This is a genomic window from Phytohabitans maris, assembly GCF_031085175.1.
GTDB lineage: Bacteria > Actinomycetota > Actinomycetes > Mycobacteriales > Micromonosporaceae > Phytohabitans > Phytohabitans maris.
Genome location: NZ_JAVHUY010000018.1, coordinates 62,810 through 81,480, shown reverse-complemented (window position 1 = coordinate 81,480; position 18,671 = coordinate 62,810). Strand labels below are relative to the sequence as shown.

Genomic DNA, 18,671 nt, shown 5'->3' with positions numbered 1-18,671 from the left:
CTTCGCCGCCGCGACGAGGCCCTCTAGGCCGGCACCTCGTCGCGGAGTCTGGCGTGTGCGCCGGCTTTCTTGTCCGGTTACCCACCAGCCCATGACTTTCCAGGAGCGTTTTCGATGTCTGCCGGCACGCAAGATCAAAATCCCATCGCGCGGCAGCGGCCCAGCCGCATGCCCTTCCAGCGCTATCTCCCCTACCACCAGCAGTTCTCCGTGGAGCTGCCGGACCGCCAGTGGCCCACCCGCCGCGTCGAGGTCGCGCCCCGCTGGTGCGCGGTCGACCTCCGCGACGGCAACCAGGCCCTGATCGACCCGATGTCCCCCGAGCGCAAGCGGCGGATGTTCCAGCTGCTGGTGCAGATGGGGTACAAGGAGATCGAAGTCGGGTTTCCGTCGGCCAGCCAGACCGACTTCGAGTTCGTACGCCAGCTCATCGAGCAGGAGCTGATCCCGGACGACGTCACGATCCAGGTGCTGACCCAGTGCCGCGAGCACCTGATCGACCGCACGTTCGAGTCGCTGCGCGGGGCGAAGCGGGCGATCGTGCACTTCTACAACTCGACCTCCACGCTCCAGCGCCGCGTGGTCTTCGGCCTGGACCGCCCGGGCATCACCGCGATCGCCGTCGACGGGGCGCGGATGTGCCAGAAGTACGCGGAGATCCACACCCCGGACACCGAGATCTTCTACGAGTACTCGCCGGAGTCGTACACCGGCACGGAGCTCGACTACGCGCTGGAGATCTGTAGCGCGGTCATCGACGTCGTCGACCCGACGCCGGACCGCCCGCTGATCGTCAACCTGCCGGCAACCGTCGAGATGGCCACCCCCAACGTGTACGCCGACTCGATCGAGTGGATGCACCGCCACCTGCCCCGGCGCAGCAGTGTCGTGCTGAGCCTGCACCCGCACAACGACCGCGGCACCGGCGTCGCCGCCGCCGAGCTGGGCCTGCTGGCCGGCGCCGACCGGATCGAGGGCTGCCTGTTCGGCAACGGCGAGCGGACCGGCAACGTCGACCTGGTGACGCTGGGCCTCAACCTCTTCTCGCAGGGCATCGACCCGCAGATCGACTTCACCGAGATCGACGAGATCAAGCGGACCGTCGAGTACTGCAACCAGCTGCCCGTGCACGAGCGCCACCCGTACGCCGGCGACCTGGTCTACACCGCGTTCTCCGGCTCCCACCAGGACGCGATCAAGAAGGGCTTCGACGCGCTGGCCCTCGACGCGGCGGCCGCCGGCGTGACGGTCGACAAGCAGGAGTGGGCGGTGCCCTACCTGCCGATCGACCCCAAGGACCTGGGCCGCAGCTACGAGGCGGTGATCCGGGTCAACTCGCAGTCCGGCAAGGGCGGCGTGGCGTACATCATGAAGGAGGAGCACCACCTCGACCTGCCGCGCCGGCTGCAGATCGAGTTCTCCGGCGTGGTGCAGCAGTTCACCGACGCCGAGGGGGGCGAGGTCGAGCCCGGCCGCATGTGGGACATCTTCGCCACGGAGTACCTGGTCGACCACCAGGAGGAGCCCGCGCTCGGCCTGCACACGTACGCGACGTCCACTGTGGAGGGCAAGGTCGAGATCGAGGCGGACGTCACGTTCCGCGGCGAGCGGCGGCCGCTGGTCGCGGTCGGCAACGGCCCGATCAACGCGTACGTCAACGCGCTGCAGACCGTCGATATCCAGGTACGGGTGCTCGACTACGCCGAGCACGCGATGTCCGCGGGTGGCGACGCGCAGGCCGCCGCGTACGTGGAGTGCGAGGTGGACGGTCGCACGGTCTGGGGGGTCGGCCTCGACGCCAACATCGTCACCGCCTCCATGAAGGCCGTGACCAGCGCCGTCAACCGCGCTCGCTAGCGGCGGCGCGCTGAACACCAGGGCGGTGCACCAACACAAGACCGAGCACCGCCCCGGCCGCCAACAGCCCGGCGCACCACAACATCGCGCCCCGGAAGCCGGCGGCCAGTTCGTCGGGTTGCTCGTACGCCGTGCCCGAAAGTCCCACGAGGAGCGGAAGGGCCGCGACGGCGAGCAACCCGCCAGCGCGCGCGGCGGCGTTGTTGACCCCGCTCGCGACGCCGGCCTGCTCGTCGTCGACGGCGCCCAGCACCGCGGCGGTCAGCGGCGCCACCAGCAGCGTCAGCCCGGCGCCGAAGACCACGGTTCCGGGCAGCACATCCGTCCAGAAGTTGGCGTCCGACCCGACCCGGCGCAGCAGCAGGAGCCCGGCGGCGGCGACCAGCGGACCGGCCGTCAGCTGCGGGCGCGGGCCCAGCCGGGTCGCGAGCGCGCCCGACCACGACGAGCCGGCGAGCATCAGCACCGTGGCCGGCAGGATCGACGCACCAGCGCCGACCGCGGAGAAGCCGGCGACGTTCTGCAGGTACACGACGAGGAAGAAGGACAGGCCACCGAGGGCGGCGTAGACCGCGACCGTGTATACGTTCAAGGCGCTGAACAGCCGCGACGCGAACAGTGACAGCGGCAGCATGGCCGCCGGACCGCGGTGCCGCTCCACCAGTACGAACGCGACCGACGCCACGACGCCGACGGCGACCGAGAGCAGCACGGACCACGAGCTGAAGCCACGGTCGGCGCTCTCGATCAGGGCGTACGTGATCCCGGCGAGCCCGGCCGCGGCCAGCAGCGCGCCGGCCACGTCGAACCGCTCGGCGCGCGGCGCGCGGCTCTCCGGCACCCACCGGACGGCCGCGAAGACGGCGATCAGCGCCAGCGGCACGTTGAGGAAGAAGATCGCGCGCCAGGTGAGCGCGTCGATGAGCCACCCGCCGACGAACGGTCCGGCCGCCGTGGCGACGCCGGAGAGCCCGGTCCACGCGCCGATCGCCTTGCCCCGCTCGTCGGGGTGGAAGCTCGCCTGGAGCAGGGCGAGCGAACCGGGTACGAGCAGCGCGGCGCCGAGACCCTGCAGGGCGCGGGCCGCGATCAGCCACTCCACGTTGGCGGCGAGGCCGCACAGGACGGAGGCGGCGGTAAACCACAGGACGCCGATCACGAAGACCCGGCGCCGCCCGTACCGGTCCCCGAGCGAGCCGCCGAGCAGCACGAACGCGGCGAGCGTCAACATGTACCCGTTGACCGTCCACTGGAGACCGGCCAGCGACGCGCCGAGGTCGGCGCCCAGGTGGGGCAGGGCGACGTTGACGATCGTGCCGTCCAGGAACGCCATGCCGGAGGCGAGCGTCGCCGCCAGCAGCGCGCCCCGTCCGGAACCTGTGCCGAGCCGGAGGCTGCCACTCACGACTACAGCTTTGCCCAGCGAGATGCGGCCTAAGCCGCGAAACGCCGAAACCGCGCCGGGTTACCGTGCGGATCGCCGCAGGACCCGCAAGCTGAAGGGGTGCGCCTCATCCCCACCCTCTGCGCCGCCGTCCTGGTCCTCGCCGGCTGCGTGCCGGTCGAGGACGCCACCGGCACCACCAGTACCGGACCGGACGCCGGCGACTCGGCCCGCCTGCTCGGCCAGCTCACCGTCGCCAAGGCGGGTTCGATGCGCGGGTACAGCCGCGAGCGCTTTCCGCACTGGCGCGACGCCGGCCGCAACTGCGACGTACGCGACACGGTGCTCGAGCGGGATGGCAAAGACGTCAAGCTCAGCGGCTGCAACGTGGTCGGCGGGCGGTGGGTCAGCGTGTACGACGAGCGCACCGTCACCGAGCCGTCCGGCGTGGACATCGACCACATGGTGCCGCTGGCGAACGCCTGGCGGTCCGGCGCCGACAAGTGGGACGACGAGCGGCGCGGCGACTTCGCCAACGACCTGACCCGGCCGCAGCTGATCGCGGTGTCGGCCTCGTCCAACCGGGCCAAGGGCGACCAGGACCCGTCACAGTGGAAGCCGGCCAACCGCGAGTTCTGGTGCGACTACGCGGTGGACTGGATCGCGGTGAAGCACTTCTGGCAGCTCAGGATCACCACGACGGAGAAAGCGGCCTTGTCGGACATGCTGGACACCTGCTCGGCCGCGCCGGAGTGACGTCCCTACACTGCGGTGATGGCTGAGCAGACAACCGACATCACCGCAGGTCCCGGCGGCGTCATGACCGACGAGGTCGGCGTCGTCACCGGCGACCTGACGCTGCGCAGCGAGCTCTCCGGCAGCGACGTCACCCTGCGCGTCCAGTACAAGGACGCCGACGAGTGGTACACCGTGACCGGCGGGCGGGCCACCCTGACCGACCCGGCCGACCTCGCCGCGGTGCACACGATCGCGGTCGCCCTGCTCAACCGCCCCGAGGGCTAATCCCGGCTGGCCTTGTCTCGCGGACCCGGCAGCGGAGGCCGGGGATCTCGGCGAGCGCCAGCTCGCCGCCGGCCGCAGCGGTGCCCGCGGGAAAGCACCCCAAGAAAACGCTCCGCTGCGCTCCACGTTTCCCCGGGGACCCCGCGCAAACGGTCCGCCGCTGGCGCGGACCGGGGCATAAATGTCTCTATACGTAGGTTCCCGGCTCGCTGGGCGCGGAGACGATGGACGGCGCCTCGCCCTCGTCGCCGGGGCGGACCAGCTCGACCCGCACCTCGTGTGGCCGCAGCTCACCCGAGGCGATCTGCTCCGCCCAGTGACAGGCCACCTTGGTGCCGCCCACGTCGCGCAGCACCGGTCGCTCGTCGGCGCAGCGGGTCGGCTGCGCCCACGGGCAACGGGTGTGAAAGCGGCAGCCGGAGGGCGGGTTGGCCGGTGAGGGCAGGTCGCCGGCGAGCAGGATGCGCTCGCGCCGGTCTTCGAGGTCGGGGTCGGGCACCGGCACGGCCGACATCAGCGCCCGGGTGTACGGGTGCAGCGGCTCGCGGTACAGCCGGTCGCTCGGCGCCTCCTCGACCAGCGCGCCCAGGTACATCACGCCGACCACGTCGGAGATGTGGCGCACCACCGCGAGGTCGTGCGCGATCACCAGGTAGGTGAGGCCGAGCTCCTCCTGCAGTTCGTCCAGGAGGTTGATGACCTGGGCCTGGATCGAGACGTCGAGCGCGGAGACCGGCTCGTCGGCGACGATCAGCTCGGGCCCGAGCACCAGCGCCCGGGCGATGCCGATCCGCTGCCGCTGGCCGCCGGAGAACTCGTGCGGGTAGCGGGAGAGCGCCCAGTGCGGCAGGCCGACCGCGTCGAGCGTCCGGTTGATGATGTCGCGGCGCTCGGACCGGCCGGCGCCGATCCCGTGTGCGGCCAGGCCCTCGGTGAGGATGGACTCGACGTTTTGCCGGGGGTCCAGGCTGGACATCGGGTCCTGGAAGATCATCTGCATGCGCCGCCGCAGGCCGCGCATCTTGCCCGCAGAGAGCCGGGTCAGCTCCATGCCGTCAAACCGCACCTCGCCCGCGGTCGGCGGGGTGAGCTGGAGGATCGCCCGGCCGAGCGTCGACTTGCCGCAGCCCGACTCGCCCACCAGGCCGTACGTCTGGCCGCGCGGCACGGTCAGGTCGACCCCGTCGACGGCCTTCACGTGGCCGACCACCCGGTCGAAGAGGACGCCCGTCGTGATCGGGAAGTGCACCTTGAGGTCGCGCACCTCCACGAGCGCATCGGTGGCGCCCGCGCGAGTGGTACCCACATCCGTGGCTGGAAGAGTCATGCCCGCGCCTCCTCTGGCTGGACGAGAGGGAACGGGTTGACGCACCGGAACTCGTGCCCGGTGTGGGTCGGCGTCATCGCCGGCGGCTCGCCCACGCAGGCGTCGACCCGCCGGTCGCAGCGCGGGGCGAAGGCGCAGCCCTCGGTCCACGGCAGCACGTCGCGCACCGAGCCGCGGATCGGCGTGAGCTTTTCACCGCGACCCGCGTCGAGACGCGGGATGGACCTCAACAGACCCACCGTGTACGGGTGGCGGCGGCCGGCGAACAGCTCCTTGCGGCGGGCGGTCTCAACCACCCGGCCGGCGTACAGCACGTTGATCGTGTCGCACATGCCGGCCACCACGCCGAGATCGTGCGTGATCATGATGAGCGCGGTGCCGGAGTCGCGTACCAACTCTTTGAGCAGCTCCAGGATCTGCGCCTGGATGGTCACGTCGAGCGCCGTGGTGGGCTCGTCCGCGATGAGCAGCCGGGGCCGGCAGGCCACGGCCATCGCGATCAGCGCGCGCTGCCGCATGCCGCCGGAGAGCTGGTGCGGGTACTCCTTGAGCCGCCGCCTCGGGTCCGGGATGCCGACCCGGTCGAGCAGCTCGGCGGCTTCCTTGCGGGCGGCGTCGCGGCTCATGTCGCGGTGGCGGACCAACACCTCGGTCACCTGGATGCCGATCGGCACCACCGGGTTGAGCGAGGAGAGCGGGTCCTGGAAGATCATCGCGACGTCGCGGCCACGTACGTCGCGCATCGACCGCGGGTCCAGCTTGAGCAGGTCGGTGCCGTCGAAGCTGGCCGACCCTCCTACGTGGACACCTCGCTGGCGGGGCAGCAGTCCCATCAGGGCGAGCGAGGTCACGCTCTTGCCGCAGCCCGACTCGCCGACCAGCCCGACGACCTCGCCGGCGTCCACGGTGAACGAGACGCCGTCGACTGCGTGCACCGTACGCTGCCCGCGCCGGGAGAACGTGACCGACAGATCCTGTACGTCGAGAAGTGCCATTGCCTACCCCGCTCCGCCGCTCGGCGCTCGTCCGCCATCGTGGTCAAGGCCCGTAGCCTCCCGGCTCCCGCTCACGCCTACCCCGCTCCGCCGCTCGGCGCTCGTCCGCCATCGTGGTCAAGGCCCGTAGCCTCCCGGCTCCCGCTCACGCCTACCCCGCTCCGCCGCTCGGCGCTCGTCCGCCGCCTTGGTGGAGGCCCGTAGCCTCCCGGCTCCCGCTCACTGGTCGCCTCACCTCCGCAGCTTCGGGTCGAGGGCCTCGCGCATCGCCTCGCCGAGCAGCGTGAAGCCCAGCGCGGTGATGATGATGCCCACCGCTGGGTAGATCGCCAGGCCGGGACGCACGTCGAGGTACTTCTGCGCGTCGGCCAGCATGAGTCCCCACTCGGGTACGGCGGAGTCGGGGTTGCCGAGGCCGAGGAAGGAGAGCGCGGCGACCTCGATGATGGCCGTGGCGAGGGTCAGCGTGGCCTGCACGATGACCGGGGCGAGCGAGTTGGGCACGATGTGGCTGATCGCGATCTTCGACTTGCGGACGCCGAGCGAGCTCGCCGCCAGCACGTAGTCGCGGTTGGCCTGCGCGATCATCGCACCGCGCAGCAGCCGGGCGAAGACGGGCACCGACACCATGCCGACCGCGATCATGACGGTGACGAGGCTCGGCCCGAGGAGCGCCGCGACGCTGACCGCGAGCAGCAGGCTCGGCAGCGAGAGCATCATGTCGACGATCCGCATCAGGACGTTGTCGACGAGCCGCCCCCACCGGCCGCCCAGCCCCGCCGCCGCACCGGCGACGCCGCCGATCAGGACGCCGATCGTCAGGCCGATGAGCGTCGAGACGATGCCCACGATCAGGGTCTGGCGGGCACCCACGACCATCCGGCTGAACTCGTCACGCCCCTGGTGGTCGTATCCGAGCCAGTGGTCGGCGGAGGGGCCGGGGATGATCCCGTGGCCCGAGCTGACCACCTTTTCCCGGACGCCGATGGTGTCGGTCGGCTCGTACGGCACGAGGAACGGGCCGATGACTGCGACCAGCACGAAAGCGGCGAGGATGACCGCGCCGACGATGGCGGCCGGATTACGCCGCAGCCGCCGCATCGCCTCCCGCCACAGGCTGACGCCCCGCTCGTCGTCGTGGACGGCGGAGAGTTCGGCGAGCCGGTCCAGCTTTTCCTTCTTCTTGCCGGGAGCGAGCGTCATCGCACCCTCACCCTCGGGTCGATCAGGCTGTATGAGACGTCGACCAGCAGGTTCACCAGCGCGAAGATGACCGCGATGATCATGATGAAGCCCATCAGCACCGGGTAGTCCAGGTTGCTGATCGCGTCGTAGATGAACGCGCCGATGCCGCTGAACGCGAAGACCGTCTCGGTCAGCACCGCGCCGGAGAGGAGCAGGCCGGTCAGCAGGCCGATCGAGGTGGCCACCGGCAGCATCGCGTTGCGCAGCACGTGCCGGCGGCGAACGGTGCGCTCGGTCAGGCCCTTGGCCTCGGCCGTACGCACGAAGTCTTCGCCGAGCACCTCGAGCACGCTCGCCCGGGTGATCCGCACGATGATCGCGAGCGGGATGCTGGCCAGCGCGACGCCCGGCAGGATCAGGTGCCAGATCGCGTCGGCGGCCGCGTCCCACTCCCGGGTCATGAGGCCGTCGAGCACGAAGAAGTTTGTGACGTGGGTGGCGTCGATCGAGGGGTCCTGCCGCCCGATGCTCGGAAACCAGCCGAGGTTTTCCGCGAAGATCGCCTTCAGCACGTACGCCAGGAAGAAGATCGGTACGCAGGTGCCGAGCAGTGAGCCGCCCACCGAGGCCTGGTCGAGAAACGAGCCACGGCGCCGTGCGGCGAGGTAGCCGAGCGGGATGCCCACGCCGATCGCGATCAGCATGGCCGTGATGGTCAGCTCGACCGTACCGGGGAAGCGCTGCAGGAACTCGGTGGTCACGTCGCGCTTGGTGGAGATCGACGTACCCAGGTCGAGCCGGACGAGCCGCTTGACGAAGCGGCCGTACTGGATCGGGAGCGGCTCGTTCAGGCCCAGGCTTTCCCGGATCTGAGCGCGCGACTCGGGTGTGCCGCGCTCACCGAGCAGTGCGGTCTCCGGACCGCCGGGGAGGCGGTGCAACCAGATGAAGAGCAGGATCGACAGGCCGAACAGCGTTGGTATCAGCTGGAGCAGCCGTCTGACGATGAATCGGAACACGGGCGCCTCGGCGGTTGAAGAGGGCCGCGCGGGCGGGCACCTGGTGAGTGCCCGCCCACGCGTTCCTATCTATATATATTTCAGGACTTGAACTCGGCGGTGGCGTACCGCTCATCCGTGAGCGGGCTTGCCTTGACGCCGGTCACGTCCTTACCGAGGACAAGGGCCGGAGGCGAGTGGGAGATCGGCACGCCGGGCAGGAAGTTCATGATGTCGGCGTTGAGCTCCTTGTAGAGCGCGTAGCGGGCGGCCGCGTCGGCGGTGCCGTCGGCCTTGGCGAACTTCTCGAACAGGGCGGGGTTGTTGAAGCCCCACTCGTCCTTCTGCCGGGCGAAGAACGTGCCGATGAAGTTGTAGCCGTCGCCGTAGTCACCGGTCCAGCCGAGCAGGTGCAGGTCGTGCTTGTTGCCCGAGGTGGTGGCGTTGAGGTAGTCCGGCGTCCACTTGAGCGGGATCGTCTGCACGTTGATGCCGGCGGCCTTGAGGTCGGCCGCGAGCAGCTCGGCGATGTCCTTCGGGCTCGGCATGTACGGCCGGGTGACCTCGGTCGGGTAGTGGAAGCGCAGCGTCAGGTTGGACGCGCCCGCCTGGGCCAGCAGGTCCTTGGCCTTCTGCACGTTGTAGTCGTACTTGGTGACCTGGTCGTTCCAACCGTCCACCGTGGACGGCAGGAACTGCGTCGCCACCTCGGCACCCGGGGGCAGCTTCGAGTCGACCAGGGCCTGGCGGTTCAGCGCGTACGCGATCGCCTGGCGCACCCGGACGTCCGCGAGCTTCGGGTTGCCCTTCTGGTTGATGGCCAGGTAAAGCACGTTGAACGCGGGCCGGGTCAGCACGTTGAAGCCCTCACCCTTGAGCGGCTCGACGTCGGCGGGACCCACCAGGTCGTACCCCTGGATGTCACCGGAGCGCAGGGCCTGCTTGCGCGCGTTTTCGTCGGAGATCGTGCGGAAGACGAGGGTCTTGAGCTTTGCCTTGTCGCCCCAGTAGTCCTCGTTGCGCTCGATGGTGAGCGTCTTGTCCGCCACGTTCCACGACTTGAACTTGAACGGGCCGGTGCCGGTCGGGTGCTCCATCGCGTACGACGGGTACTTGATGTCGTCGGCGGTGCCGCTGACGTTGCTCGCGTCGAACTCCTGCAGCGCCTTCGGGCTGTGGATGGAGAACGAGGGCAGCATCAGGGCGGCCGGGATCTTGCTGGAGACCGCCGTGAAGGCGAGGTCGACCGTCGTCGTGTCCTTGACCGTGCAGGACTTGAAGAGGCTCGGCGGGAGCTCGGGGTCCTCGTTCTTGGCGAAGCCACCCATGACGTCCTGCCAGTACGCCGTGACGTCGGCGCTCTGCATCAGGCCGGTCGCGTTGTACCACCGGTTGAAGTTGACGCAGACCGCTTCGGCGTTGAAGTCCGTACCGTCGTGGAACTTCACGCCCGACCGCAGCTTGAACGTCCACACCGTGCCGGTGGCGTCCGGCGTCCAACTCTCGGCCAGACCCGGGGTGACCTTTGTGCCGCCCTCTTCGGGCCGGACCAGGGTCTCGAAGATCTGGCGGGCGACACGCAGCGACTCACCGTCGCTGGCGAGGCTCGGGTCGAGCACCTTGGGATCTCCGGCTGTGCCGAAGACCAGGGTGTCTTTGGTGCTCTGGCCTGAGCCCTCGTTGTCGCGATCGCTCTCGGCACAGCCGGCTACCGCGAGGGCCGCGACCGCAACGACCGCGATAGCGGCCTTGGGCCTTGCTGCACGCATGGTGCTTCACCTCGTCCTTGGGGTACGGACATACGCGGTGACGGGGGTCACCGATGGCGCGACACTAGCGGGCGCTCTTACCCGCCGAAAACCAGCCGAATAAGGGTTGGTACCGGATCGTGTCCTTGCCGCCACGGTCAACGCATAGAAGATCGACAGGCTGTGGGCAAACGGCCCCTTTGTCCTAAGTTTGTCGATGCGAAGTTGTTACATCACGACGATGTTTCCCGGGCACGCTGTCAGATGGCGCGGCGTCCCGCTCAGATGGCCCGGCGACCCTCGAATGCTCTACCGAGCGTGATCTCATCGGCGTATTCAAGATCACCACCGACCGGAAGGCCACTCGCGAGGCGGGTGACCGCGATGCCCATCGGCTTGACCAGCAAGGCCAGATAGGTGGCGGTCGCCTCGCCCTCGGTATTGGGATCGGTGGCCAGGATCAGCTCCTTGACCTCGCCCCCGCTCAGCCGCGCCATCAGCTCGCGGATGCGCAGGTTGTCCGGGCCGATACCCTCCAGCGGATTGATCGCCCCGCCGAGCACGTGGTATCGCCCGCGAAACTCCCCGGTCCGCTCGATCGCCACCACGTCCTTGGGCTCCTCGACCACGCACAGCACCTCGTCGGTGCGGCGCGGGTCGCGGCAGATCCGGCACTGCTCGGACTCGGCAACGTTGTAGCAGGTCGTGCAGAAGCGCACGAGCTCCTTGACCTTGCGCAGCGCGGTGGCCAGCCGGGTGACATCCGCCGGGTCGGCGGAAAGGACGTGGAACGCGATCCGCTGGGCACTCTTCGGACCCACGCCGGGGAGCCGACCCAACTCGTCGATCAGGTCCTGGATGGCGCCTTCGTACATGCTCGTCTGTGCTGTCTGTGCTTAGAAGCCGGGCAGGCCGAGGCCGCCCATCCCACCCGCGACCGGGCCCATCTTCTGCTCGGTCAGCTTGCGCACCGCCTCGTTGGCGCTGTGCAGCGCGGCGAGCACGAGATCCTCGAGCGTCTCCACGTCGTCGGGATCGACCGCCTTGGGATCGATCTTCACCGACTTGACCTCACCGGAGCCGGCGATCGTGACCGTCACCAGGCCACCGCCGGCCGTGCCGGTCACCTCGGCCTCGGCCAGCTCGGCCTGTGCCTCGGCGAGCTGCTGCTGCATCTTCTGCGCCTGCTTCATCAGCTGCTGCAGGTTGGGCTGTCCACCGGGACGCATCGCCGTCTCCTCGTGTGTCGATTCCGTGTCAGCCTAATGCGGCGGCCGCGAACCTTGGTCGGCGCCGCCCTAGACCTCGCCGATCTTTTCGGCGCCGAAGGTCTGCTGCAACAACTGCATGGCCTGCTGCTCGCTGCTCTGCCGCGCGGTCCGCTCGTCGACCACCTCGTCGGTCGGCTCGTCGCCCGGGTCGAAACCCTCGTACGCGACCGCCGTCGTGGCCGGGCTCGCGACCGCGCCATTCGACCGCGGGCCGTCGTAGTCCGGGTCGTAGGGCGGCTCACCCGCCCAGGTGCTGTCGGCCGTAGGAGAAGACGCAGGGGTACGCGCACCACGTCCCGCCGCCGCGGCCCTCGCCGCCGCCAGTCCGTTGGACTCCACACGCGCCACGGGTGGCGGCGCCTCCGGCGCGTTGCCGCTCTTGGCGTCCGCGTTGCCGCTCTTCGGGTCCGCGCTGGCGGTCCCGCCACCCGGGCGGGCCGGCTCCGGCCAGTCGGTGGTGACCGGCGCCTTCTGCTCCGGCGCCCCTCGCTCCGGTCCCGCTCTCCCCGGCGCGGCCTGCCTTTCCGTGGCTTGGCCAGGCCGTCTTTCGGCGGCTGCCGGTCCATCCGGACCCCGGGTGGCCCCTCGGTCCGCGGCTTGGGCGGCCCGCCCTTCCGGAGCCGGGGTAGCCCGTCCTTCCGGGGCCCGGGTGGCCCGGGCCGCCGCGGCCGCTGCTGGCCGCTGGTCGCCGGAGACCTCGCAGCGCACCTCCCAGCGAGCACCGAGCACGTCGTAGACGGCGTCGCTCAGCACGCCGGCTTCCTTGGCCATCATCGACGCGAGCACCGACGACTGGAACGTCAACACCAGCGCGTCACCATCGAGGTCGCGGACGGTCGCGTTACGGGCCAGGGCGGCGATCCGCTTGTTGCGATCGTTGACCATCCGGAGGATCTCGTCCCACGACCGCCGGACACCAGCCACGTCAAGCTGCGGTGGCAGGCTGGTCCCCGGCCGCTCCGGCTCCGGCGTGGCCGGATCATCCATGACCGCCGCCCGCAGCCTCGCGTCGGCTTGCGGCTGCACCGCTCGGTGCGGCTCGTCGTCGCTGGTCGCGCTTGTCGCCTGGCCGCTGGTCGCGCCTGTCGCCTGGCCGTTGGTGGTGTGGGCGCCGCTCGCCCCTTGGGCGCCGCCGCCGCTCGCCGCGTGGCCGCTGCTCGTCGCGTTCCCGCCGCTTGGTTCTTGGCCGCCGCTCGTTCCCTGGGCGGCGCCTGCCGCGTGGCCGCTGGCCGTCGCGTGCCCTGCGCTGGTCGTTCCCGGGGCGGCGCCCGTCGCGTGCCCTGCGCTGCTCGCTCCCTGGGTGACGCCTGCCGCGTGCCCGGCGCCCGTCGCGTGCCTGGCGCTGCTCGCTCCCTGGGTGGCGCCTGTCGCGATCTGGCGCTCCATCCGCTCCAGCCGCTGCAGCAGGTCTTCGGTCTGGTCCGAACCCGGCAGCAGCATGCGCGCCGTGATCAACTCCAGCAGCAGCCGCGGCGCCGTGGTGCCGCGCATCTCCACCAGTCCGTTGTGGACGATGTCGGCGCAGCGCGAAAGCGTCGCCGGCCCGAGGCGTGCCGACTGCGCCACCATCCGCTCGATCTGGTCGCTGGGCCCGTCGATAAGCCCCTTGGTCGCGGCGTCGGGCACCTGCTGCAGGACGATCAGGTCACGCAGCCGCTCCAGCAGATCGGACGCGAACCGCCGCGGGTCGTGCCCCGCATCCGCCACCCGGTCGATCGTCCCGTAAGCCGCGGCACCGTCCCCGGCGGCCAGCGCGTCGCACATCTCGTCGATCAGGGCCACGTCGGTCACGCCGAGCAGCGCGACCGCGCGCGCGTAGGTAACGCCCTCCGGCCCGGCGCCGGCGATCAGCTGGTCGAGCACCGAGAGCGTGTCACGGGCACTGCCCCCACCAGCCCGCACCACCAGCGGAAACACCGCCGACTCGACCTTGACGCCCTCGGTCGCGCACAGCTGCTCGAGGTAGGGACGCAGGACACCCGGCGGGATCAGCCGGAACGGGTAGTGATGCGTACGCGACTTGATCGTCCCGAGCACCTTTTCCGGCTCGGTGGTCGCGAAGATGAACTTGACGTACTCCGGCGGCTCCTCGACCAGCTTGAGCAGCGCGTTGAACCCCGCCGACGAGACCATGTGCGCCTCGTCGATCACGTAGATCTTGTATCGGCTGGTCGCCGGCGCGAAGAACGCCCGCTCCCGCAGCTCACGCGCGTCGTCGACACCACCGTGGCTGGCCGCGTCGATCTCGATGACGTCGATCGATCCGGCACCGTCGTTGGCCAGCGACTTGCACGAGTCACACTGACCGCACGGCTCCGGCGTCGGACCCTGGGCGCAGTTGAGCGAGCGGGCGAGGATGCGGGCGCTGGAGGTCTTGCCACAGCCGCGCGGCCCGGAGAAGAGGTAGGCGTGGTGGAGGCGCCCGCTCCGCAGGGCCTGCGACAGCGGCTCGGTAACGTGCTCCTGCCCGATGACCTCTGCGAACGTACGGGGCCGGTACTTGCGGTAGAGCGCCAGTGCCACTCTCGCCGCCTCCTCTCGACCGCGCCATTGTCCCCGCCCGCTGGGTAGCTTGCCAGCGGGGTACGACACTCGGTCGGGTGCTTATGGCGGGCACTCCGGTTGATCTCCCGCCCATGAAGAGGCCCCCCGTGCACCCGTCAGAGCCCGCTTATCCTTGCTGCCTTCCGGCCCTGGGGAGGTTCACGAGGTGTACGCCGCACGAGGGGCGCCGCCCAGTCTACCGGGCCCGCCGACCGCGCCGAGGCACCGGGGCACGCGTCTGCCCGCTTCGTCCCGGGGACCGGCCAGCCTGTACTCTGTCCGGCGGAGGATTCGCCTAGAGGCCTAGGGCGCACGCTTGGAAAGCGTGTTGGGGGCAACCCCTCACGAGTTCGAATCTCGTATCCTCCGCCATCCTGAGCAGCGCAAACGCCCGGTGGATCTTCATAGACCCACCGGGCGTTAATCTTGCGGTCTCAGTTTCGGTCTCAGTTAGGCCGCTACGTGCACTCCGGCGGCCCCATCATCAAGGTCGGTCGGTTCCTCTGTCGAGCCGTCCGCGTCATCAGCCGGCTTCCAGATGAGGCCATCCACCCGCTTAGCCACGTCCGCCCAGATCGGGTCCGTGAGGTGCTGGTAGCGGGCAGCCATCCCGGTAGTTGCCCATCCCATGATCCCCATCACTGCCCGCTCAGGGACGCCGAGGATCAGGAGCACCGTGGCGGCCGTGTGCCGGGCGTCGTGCAACCGGCCGTCCCGTAGCCCGGCGTCACGGAGGAGCTGCTTCCACTCGTGATAATCGGTGTTTGGGTTGACGGGGCGGCCGGTGGGCGTGGCGAATACCCATCCCTCGTCATGCCACAACTGGGCAGCCGTCTTGCGCTCCGTTTCCTGTTCCTCGCGGTGGCGCCTAAGGAGAGCGACCAACTCCCCCGGTACGCCAACCGTTCGGCGGCCGGCCCGTGATTTCGTGTCGTTCGTGTCGGGCCGCGCCTGCTGGCGCTGCGGACAATAGCCGGGCTTGCGTCCGCATTTCCCATCGCACCCGTGCGTGTATTTCGGCCGGAGCCGCCCGCGGCGCACGCGCAAAGTTCCCCTGCTGAGATCTACGTCAGACCATCGGAGTCCCAGGGCCTCACCCTGTCGGAGCCCCAGCGCAAGCGCGATGGCCCATCGGGCGCTGTTGCGCCGGCTGTCCGCGGCGCTCAGAATTCGCTGAACCTCTTCGACGGAATATGGCTCGATCTCCTGTTCCGTGAGTCGCGGCGCCTTGGCCAGCGTGGCGGGATTCCTGCCGAGGTAGCCACGGCGCACGGCCTCATTCAGCGCTGTGCGAATAGTTCGATGTGCCTGGTGGGCAGTACCGGCCGAACTCCCGTTCTCCTGCATTTTCGTGTAGAAACGTTCGAGGTGCTCGGGCGAGAGCTTCTCCAAGCGGTGCGCGCCGAGACCGGGGATGAGGTGTCGGTTGACGGCCACGCGATAGCCCGCGATCGTGTTCTCTCGCACCGACGGCGCGGCAATCGTCTCGACCCAGTGCGTGAGCCAGGCCGCGACGGTCCATCGCTGGCCAGCGGTGCGGACACGTCCGCTATCCCGCTCCCTTTCCAACTCGCGAACCTTCTTCGTAACGATGGCCTCGGTCCTACCGCGGACGTGCCGCCGGTCCGGCTTACCGTCGTCCTTGGTGCCCACGGTGACCCGACCGTGCCAGTAACCGTCTTTGCCCTTATAGATACTTGATGCACCATTGGGCCGGCGTCCCATATAATGTGTTCTCCTTAGGCGGCAGGTATTACGGTCTGTGCGTTTTCGAGCAGTCCAGATACGTACTCGTCAAGGCACCGGGTGGGTACGCGGCGAAGTCGACCGATGGTGACCGAGCGGACTTCGCCGCTCATGACGAGCGCGTACATCGTGGTTCGCCCGATCCCGAGTTTCCGTGCAGCCTGCTCGATCGTGAGCACGATTCCGCTCTCGGCGGCACCGGTCAGGCTTTCGGGACGCTGTGTGGATGCCTTTTGGGCGGCCATGCTGGTGTTGCTCCTCTCGACGAGGGGAGGACGGCCTCGGCGCGTGCTTCGCGGTGTGCCCTGGGGCCGTTCTGGCCTGCTGTGCGCGTGCGTGGCGACCCGTTCGCGGGTCGGAGGTCGTCCGGTGAGGGTGGGCCACGTTCGCCGGGAGAGCCACGCAGAACGGCCCGCTGAGAGGGCCGTTGAGCCAAGATCTGTCTTGTCCTGATGTCATTACATGCACCAAAGCGTCTGTGAGGCTCTCAGCGGGCCGTTCTGGTAGCCGCTGTGTGGTGCTCGCGTACGGCTTGTGGGGGTGCTGGTTTGGGGTCAAGCCGTACAAGCCGTACGCGATCTATGTTTTGGCTGCTCAGGGCACGTACGGCTTTTCGGCGTGCGTACGGCTAAGCCGTACGCGACCTGGCGCGGCCGGCGTTGGTGCTGGTGGCGGGGTGTACGGCTTAAGCCGTACGGGGGTGTAGAAGCCGTACGCGGTCTGAGCTGGGGATGTCGGGGTCGGCGTACGGCTTGTACGGCTTGTACGGCTCTGGTGCGGGGTCGTCTTCGGGTGGGCAGTAGCGCTGCCAGGCGTCGGTGAACGCGGTGCGGGGGAAGCCCTTCACGCGGCCGGTGGGGTGCGGGAAGGTGATGTTGTCCGAGGTGATCTCGTACTCGCGCAGCAGCACGCCGAGTTTCATCGCGGTCAGGCCGGCGCCGCTGTTGTAGTCGGCCCACGGCGACTCGGGCAGTGCCTTGAGCCGGTCGAGCAGAACGGTGGACGGCATGGCGTCGAAGCTGCCGAAGACGGTGCGGCAGTCGATCAGCAGCCGGAGCCGGTCGGAGAATTCGGTGTCCCCCTCGCGGGCCGCGTTCAGCGCCTGGGCCGCGCGTCGAGCTCGTTCCGGCCAGTTCCCGCCAGCGAGGTCGGCGACCGCGATCAGCGGTTCCCAGGTGTCGGCGGCCCGGTCCTCCAGGGGCATTACTGGTTCGGCCTGTTCCAGTTCGACGATGTTGCCGCGGATCCAGGTGGTCAGGTCGGAGCCGATCTGCCGTAGCGCGGGGCCGTCGCGGCGCTGCCGGAACGGGGCGACCTTTTCGGCCGGGGTGCGGCGGCGCATCTTGACCACGATCGCCCGGTCCTCGATGGTGTCGGGCATCTGGCCGATGCCGGCGAGGGCGGCCATGGCGAAGGTGGCGATCCGCTCGACCTGCTGTTGCTGCTGGTTCCAGCGGATGGTCGGCCGGTTGCGCTGGTGGCCGGCATTCAGCAGGCCGCGCAGGTCCTCGTTGGCCTCGGCCTGCTTGCCGCCGAAGATCGTGTCGGCCTCATCCAGCAGGATGGTCGGCGGGTCGTCTCCGCCGATCGACCGGTACACGGCCGGGGTGGAGGCGTTGACGGTGATCAGCGGGCTGTAGCAGGTGCCCTCCACGACGTCGAGCAGTCGGGACTTGCCGCACCGCTTCTCCGGCGCCCGGATGACCAGCCGCGGGGCGTGCGCCCATGCCGGCTGCCCGTGGGTGGCCGCGGTCCACAGCACGACCGCGTCGAGGGCTTCCGGGCTGGGCAGGATCACATAGCGGGTGATGATCTGGTGGAGGCGGTCGAGGATCGCGCCGCCCACGGCTGTCTCGGTGTCGGTCGGTTCGGTCATGTGGTCACCCGCTCGCGTGGTGGTCGAGGATGATGCGGCCGATGTGCTCGCCGACGTGGGGGACGACAGCGTTTCCGAGGGCTCGACGTCGGTCCACCCCGGCGGGAACCCCATGAGCCATTCGAGCCACCTGGGGTTCACTGGCCCACCAACCCGTTCGGACAGGGGCCGTCCGGGGCGGTTCCAGCCCGCTCCCCGGTCCGCGTCCCTGGCCGCTGGTGTGGGCCAGGATGAACAGGCGGGACCGTGGGTGTGGTGCCCCCATCTGGCAAGCTCGGACAATGCCGGCACGGGCGGTGTATCCGAGCCGGTCGAGGTCTCGGAGGACGAAACGAAGCCCTCGGGTGCGGTGGCCCAGGACGTTTTCGGCGATGACGTATCGGGGTCGGATGGCGTGGATGACGCGGGCCATCTCCGGCCACAGCCACCGTTCGTCCTCGTGTCCGCGTCGTTTGCCGGCGTTGCTTTCTCCCGGGCAGGGGTAGCCGCCGGCGACGACATCGACCCGGGGACGCGGCTGGCTACGCCACCAGGCGACGGCGGTGCGGACATCGTCATGGCAGGGCACCTCCGGCCAGTGCTTGGAAAGAACAGCGCGGCAGAACGGATCGAGTTCGACGTGGCCGACAATGGTCATCCCGGCCCGCTGCAACCCCAACGACAGGCCGCCGATGCCGGCGAACAGTTCGAGCACGTTCACGCTGCCACCGCCGTCCG

General features: G+C 69.6%; 15 protein-coding genes, 1 tRNA gene, 1 other RNA gene and 1 pseudogene. 4 read left to right on the top strand and 14 right to left on the bottom strand.

What is annotated here, in order from left to right; genetic code table 11:
• Window positions 1–114: 114 nt before the first annotated feature.
• Window positions 115–1,857, top strand: a complete 1,743-nt coding sequence (leuA, locus tag RB614_RS20440) for a 2-isopropylmalate synthase (RefSeq protein WP_308714163.1) — start codon at window positions 115–117, stop codon at window positions 1,855–1,857.
• On the opposite strand, the gene RB614_RS20435 is transcribed toward leuA, so the two are convergent.
• A complete protein-coding gene (locus tag RB614_RS20435) occupies window positions 1,841–3,262 on the bottom strand; it encodes an MFS transporter (protein WP_308714162.1) in 1,422 nt (473 codons plus the stop codon). The two genes, leuA and RB614_RS20435, sit on opposite strands and share 17 nt — an antisense overlap.
• 99 nt (window positions 3,263–3,361) lie before the next feature.
• On the opposite strand from RB614_RS20435, the gene RB614_RS20430 reads away from it, so the two are divergent.
• Window positions 3,362–3,997: an HNH endonuclease family protein gene (locus RB614_RS20430; protein WP_308714161.1), complete on the top strand. Its 636-nt coding sequence runs from the start codon at window positions 3,362–3,364 to the stop codon at window positions 3,995–3,997.
• A 27-nt stretch (window positions 3,998–4,024) separates the two neighbouring features.
• A pseudogene (locus RB614_RS20425) lies at window positions 4,025–4,264 on the top strand (hypothetical protein); the annotation flags it as partial.
• Window positions 4,265–4,451: 187 nt separating this feature from the next.
• Here RB614_RS20425 and RB614_RS20420 read toward each other — a convergent pair.
• The 9 genes from RB614_RS20420 to ffs all read right to left on the bottom strand — a co-directional run bounded on the left by RB614_RS20420 (window position 4,452) and on the right by ffs (window position 14,521).
• Entirely contained in the window at window positions 4,452–5,591 is a 1,140-nt protein-coding gene (locus RB614_RS20420; RefSeq protein WP_308714160.1) for an ABC transporter ATP-binding protein, read from the bottom strand.
• Window positions 5,588–6,586, bottom strand: coding sequence for an ABC transporter ATP-binding protein (locus RB614_RS20415; RefSeq protein WP_308714159.1), 999 nt, complete (start codon window positions 6,584–6,586; stop codon window positions 5,588–5,590). The genes RB614_RS20420 and RB614_RS20415 overlap by 4 nt, the downstream gene beginning before the upstream one ends.
• Before the next feature lie 231 nt (window positions 6,587–6,817).
• Window positions 6,818–7,789 carry an ABC transporter permease gene (locus RB614_RS20410; RefSeq protein ID WP_308714158.1) on the bottom strand — a complete coding sequence of 324 codons (972 nt, stop codon included), beginning with the start codon at window positions 7,787–7,789 and terminating at the stop codon, window positions 6,818–6,820.
• Complete coding sequence (locus RB614_RS20405; protein ID WP_308714157.1) at window positions 7,786–8,790, bottom strand: ABC transporter permease; 1,005 nt, start codon at window positions 8,788–8,790, stop codon at window positions 7,786–7,788. Before RB614_RS20405 ends, RB614_RS20410 begins: the two co-directional genes overlap by 4 nt.
• Before the next feature lie 80 nt (window positions 8,791–8,870).
• Window positions 8,871–10,538: an ABC transporter substrate-binding protein gene (locus tag RB614_RS20400; RefSeq protein WP_308714156.1), complete on the bottom strand. Its 1,668-nt coding sequence runs from the start codon at window positions 10,536–10,538 to the stop codon at window positions 8,871–8,873.
• A gap of 260 nt (window positions 10,539–10,798) precedes the next feature.
• Window positions 10,799–11,392, bottom strand: coding sequence for a recombination mediator RecR (gene recR / locus RB614_RS20395; RefSeq protein WP_308714155.1), 594 nt, complete (start codon window positions 11,390–11,392; stop codon window positions 10,799–10,801).
• Between the two features lie 21 nt (window positions 11,393–11,413).
• Window positions 11,414–11,746 (bottom strand): YbaB/EbfC family nucleoid-associated protein, encoded by a 333-nt coding sequence (locus tag RB614_RS20390; RefSeq protein WP_308714154.1) that lies wholly within the window; start codon window positions 11,744–11,746, stop codon window positions 11,414–11,416.
• A 69-nt stretch (window positions 11,747–11,815) separates the two neighbouring features.
• Window positions 11,816–14,311, bottom strand: coding sequence for a DNA polymerase III subunit gamma and tau (locus RB614_RS20385; protein WP_308714153.1), 2,496 nt, complete (start codon window positions 14,309–14,311; stop codon window positions 11,816–11,818).
• A gap of 115 nt (window positions 14,312–14,426) precedes the next feature.
• An RNA gene (gene ffs / locus RB614_RS20380) (signal recognition particle sRNA small type) lies at window positions 14,427–14,521 on the bottom strand.
• Between the two features lie 95 nt (window positions 14,522–14,616).
• Here ffs and RB614_RS20375 point away from each other — a divergent pair.
• Window positions 14,617–14,704, top strand: a tRNA-Ser gene (locus tag RB614_RS20375).
• Window positions 14,705–14,782: 78 nt separating this feature from the next.
• Here RB614_RS20375 and RB614_RS20370 read toward each other — a convergent pair.
• The 4 genes from RB614_RS20370 to RB614_RS20355 all read right to left on the bottom strand — a co-directional run bounded on the left by RB614_RS20370 (window position 14,783) and on the right by RB614_RS20355 (window position 18,654).
• Window positions 14,783–16,057: a tyrosine-type recombinase/integrase gene (locus tag RB614_RS20370; protein WP_308714152.1), complete on the bottom strand. Its 1,275-nt coding sequence runs from the start codon at window positions 16,055–16,057 to the stop codon at window positions 14,783–14,785.
• A 14-nt stretch (window positions 16,058–16,071) separates the two neighbouring features.
• Window positions 16,072–16,323 carry a helix-turn-helix domain-containing protein gene (locus tag RB614_RS20365; protein ID WP_308714151.1) on the bottom strand — a complete coding sequence of 84 codons (252 nt, stop codon included), beginning with the start codon at window positions 16,321–16,323 and terminating at the stop codon, window positions 16,072–16,074.
• 440 nt (window positions 16,324–16,763) lie between these two features.
• Window positions 16,764–17,954: a DUF3631 domain-containing protein gene (locus RB614_RS20360; protein WP_308714150.1), complete on the bottom strand. Its 1,191-nt coding sequence runs from the start codon at window positions 17,952–17,954 to the stop codon at window positions 16,764–16,766.
• 4 nt (window positions 17,955–17,958) lie between these two features.
• Window positions 17,959–18,654, bottom strand: a complete 696-nt coding sequence (locus tag RB614_RS20355) for a DNA cytosine methyltransferase (RefSeq protein ID WP_308714149.1) — start codon at window positions 18,652–18,654, stop codon at window positions 17,959–17,961.
• Window positions 18,655–18,671: the final 17 nt, after the last annotated feature.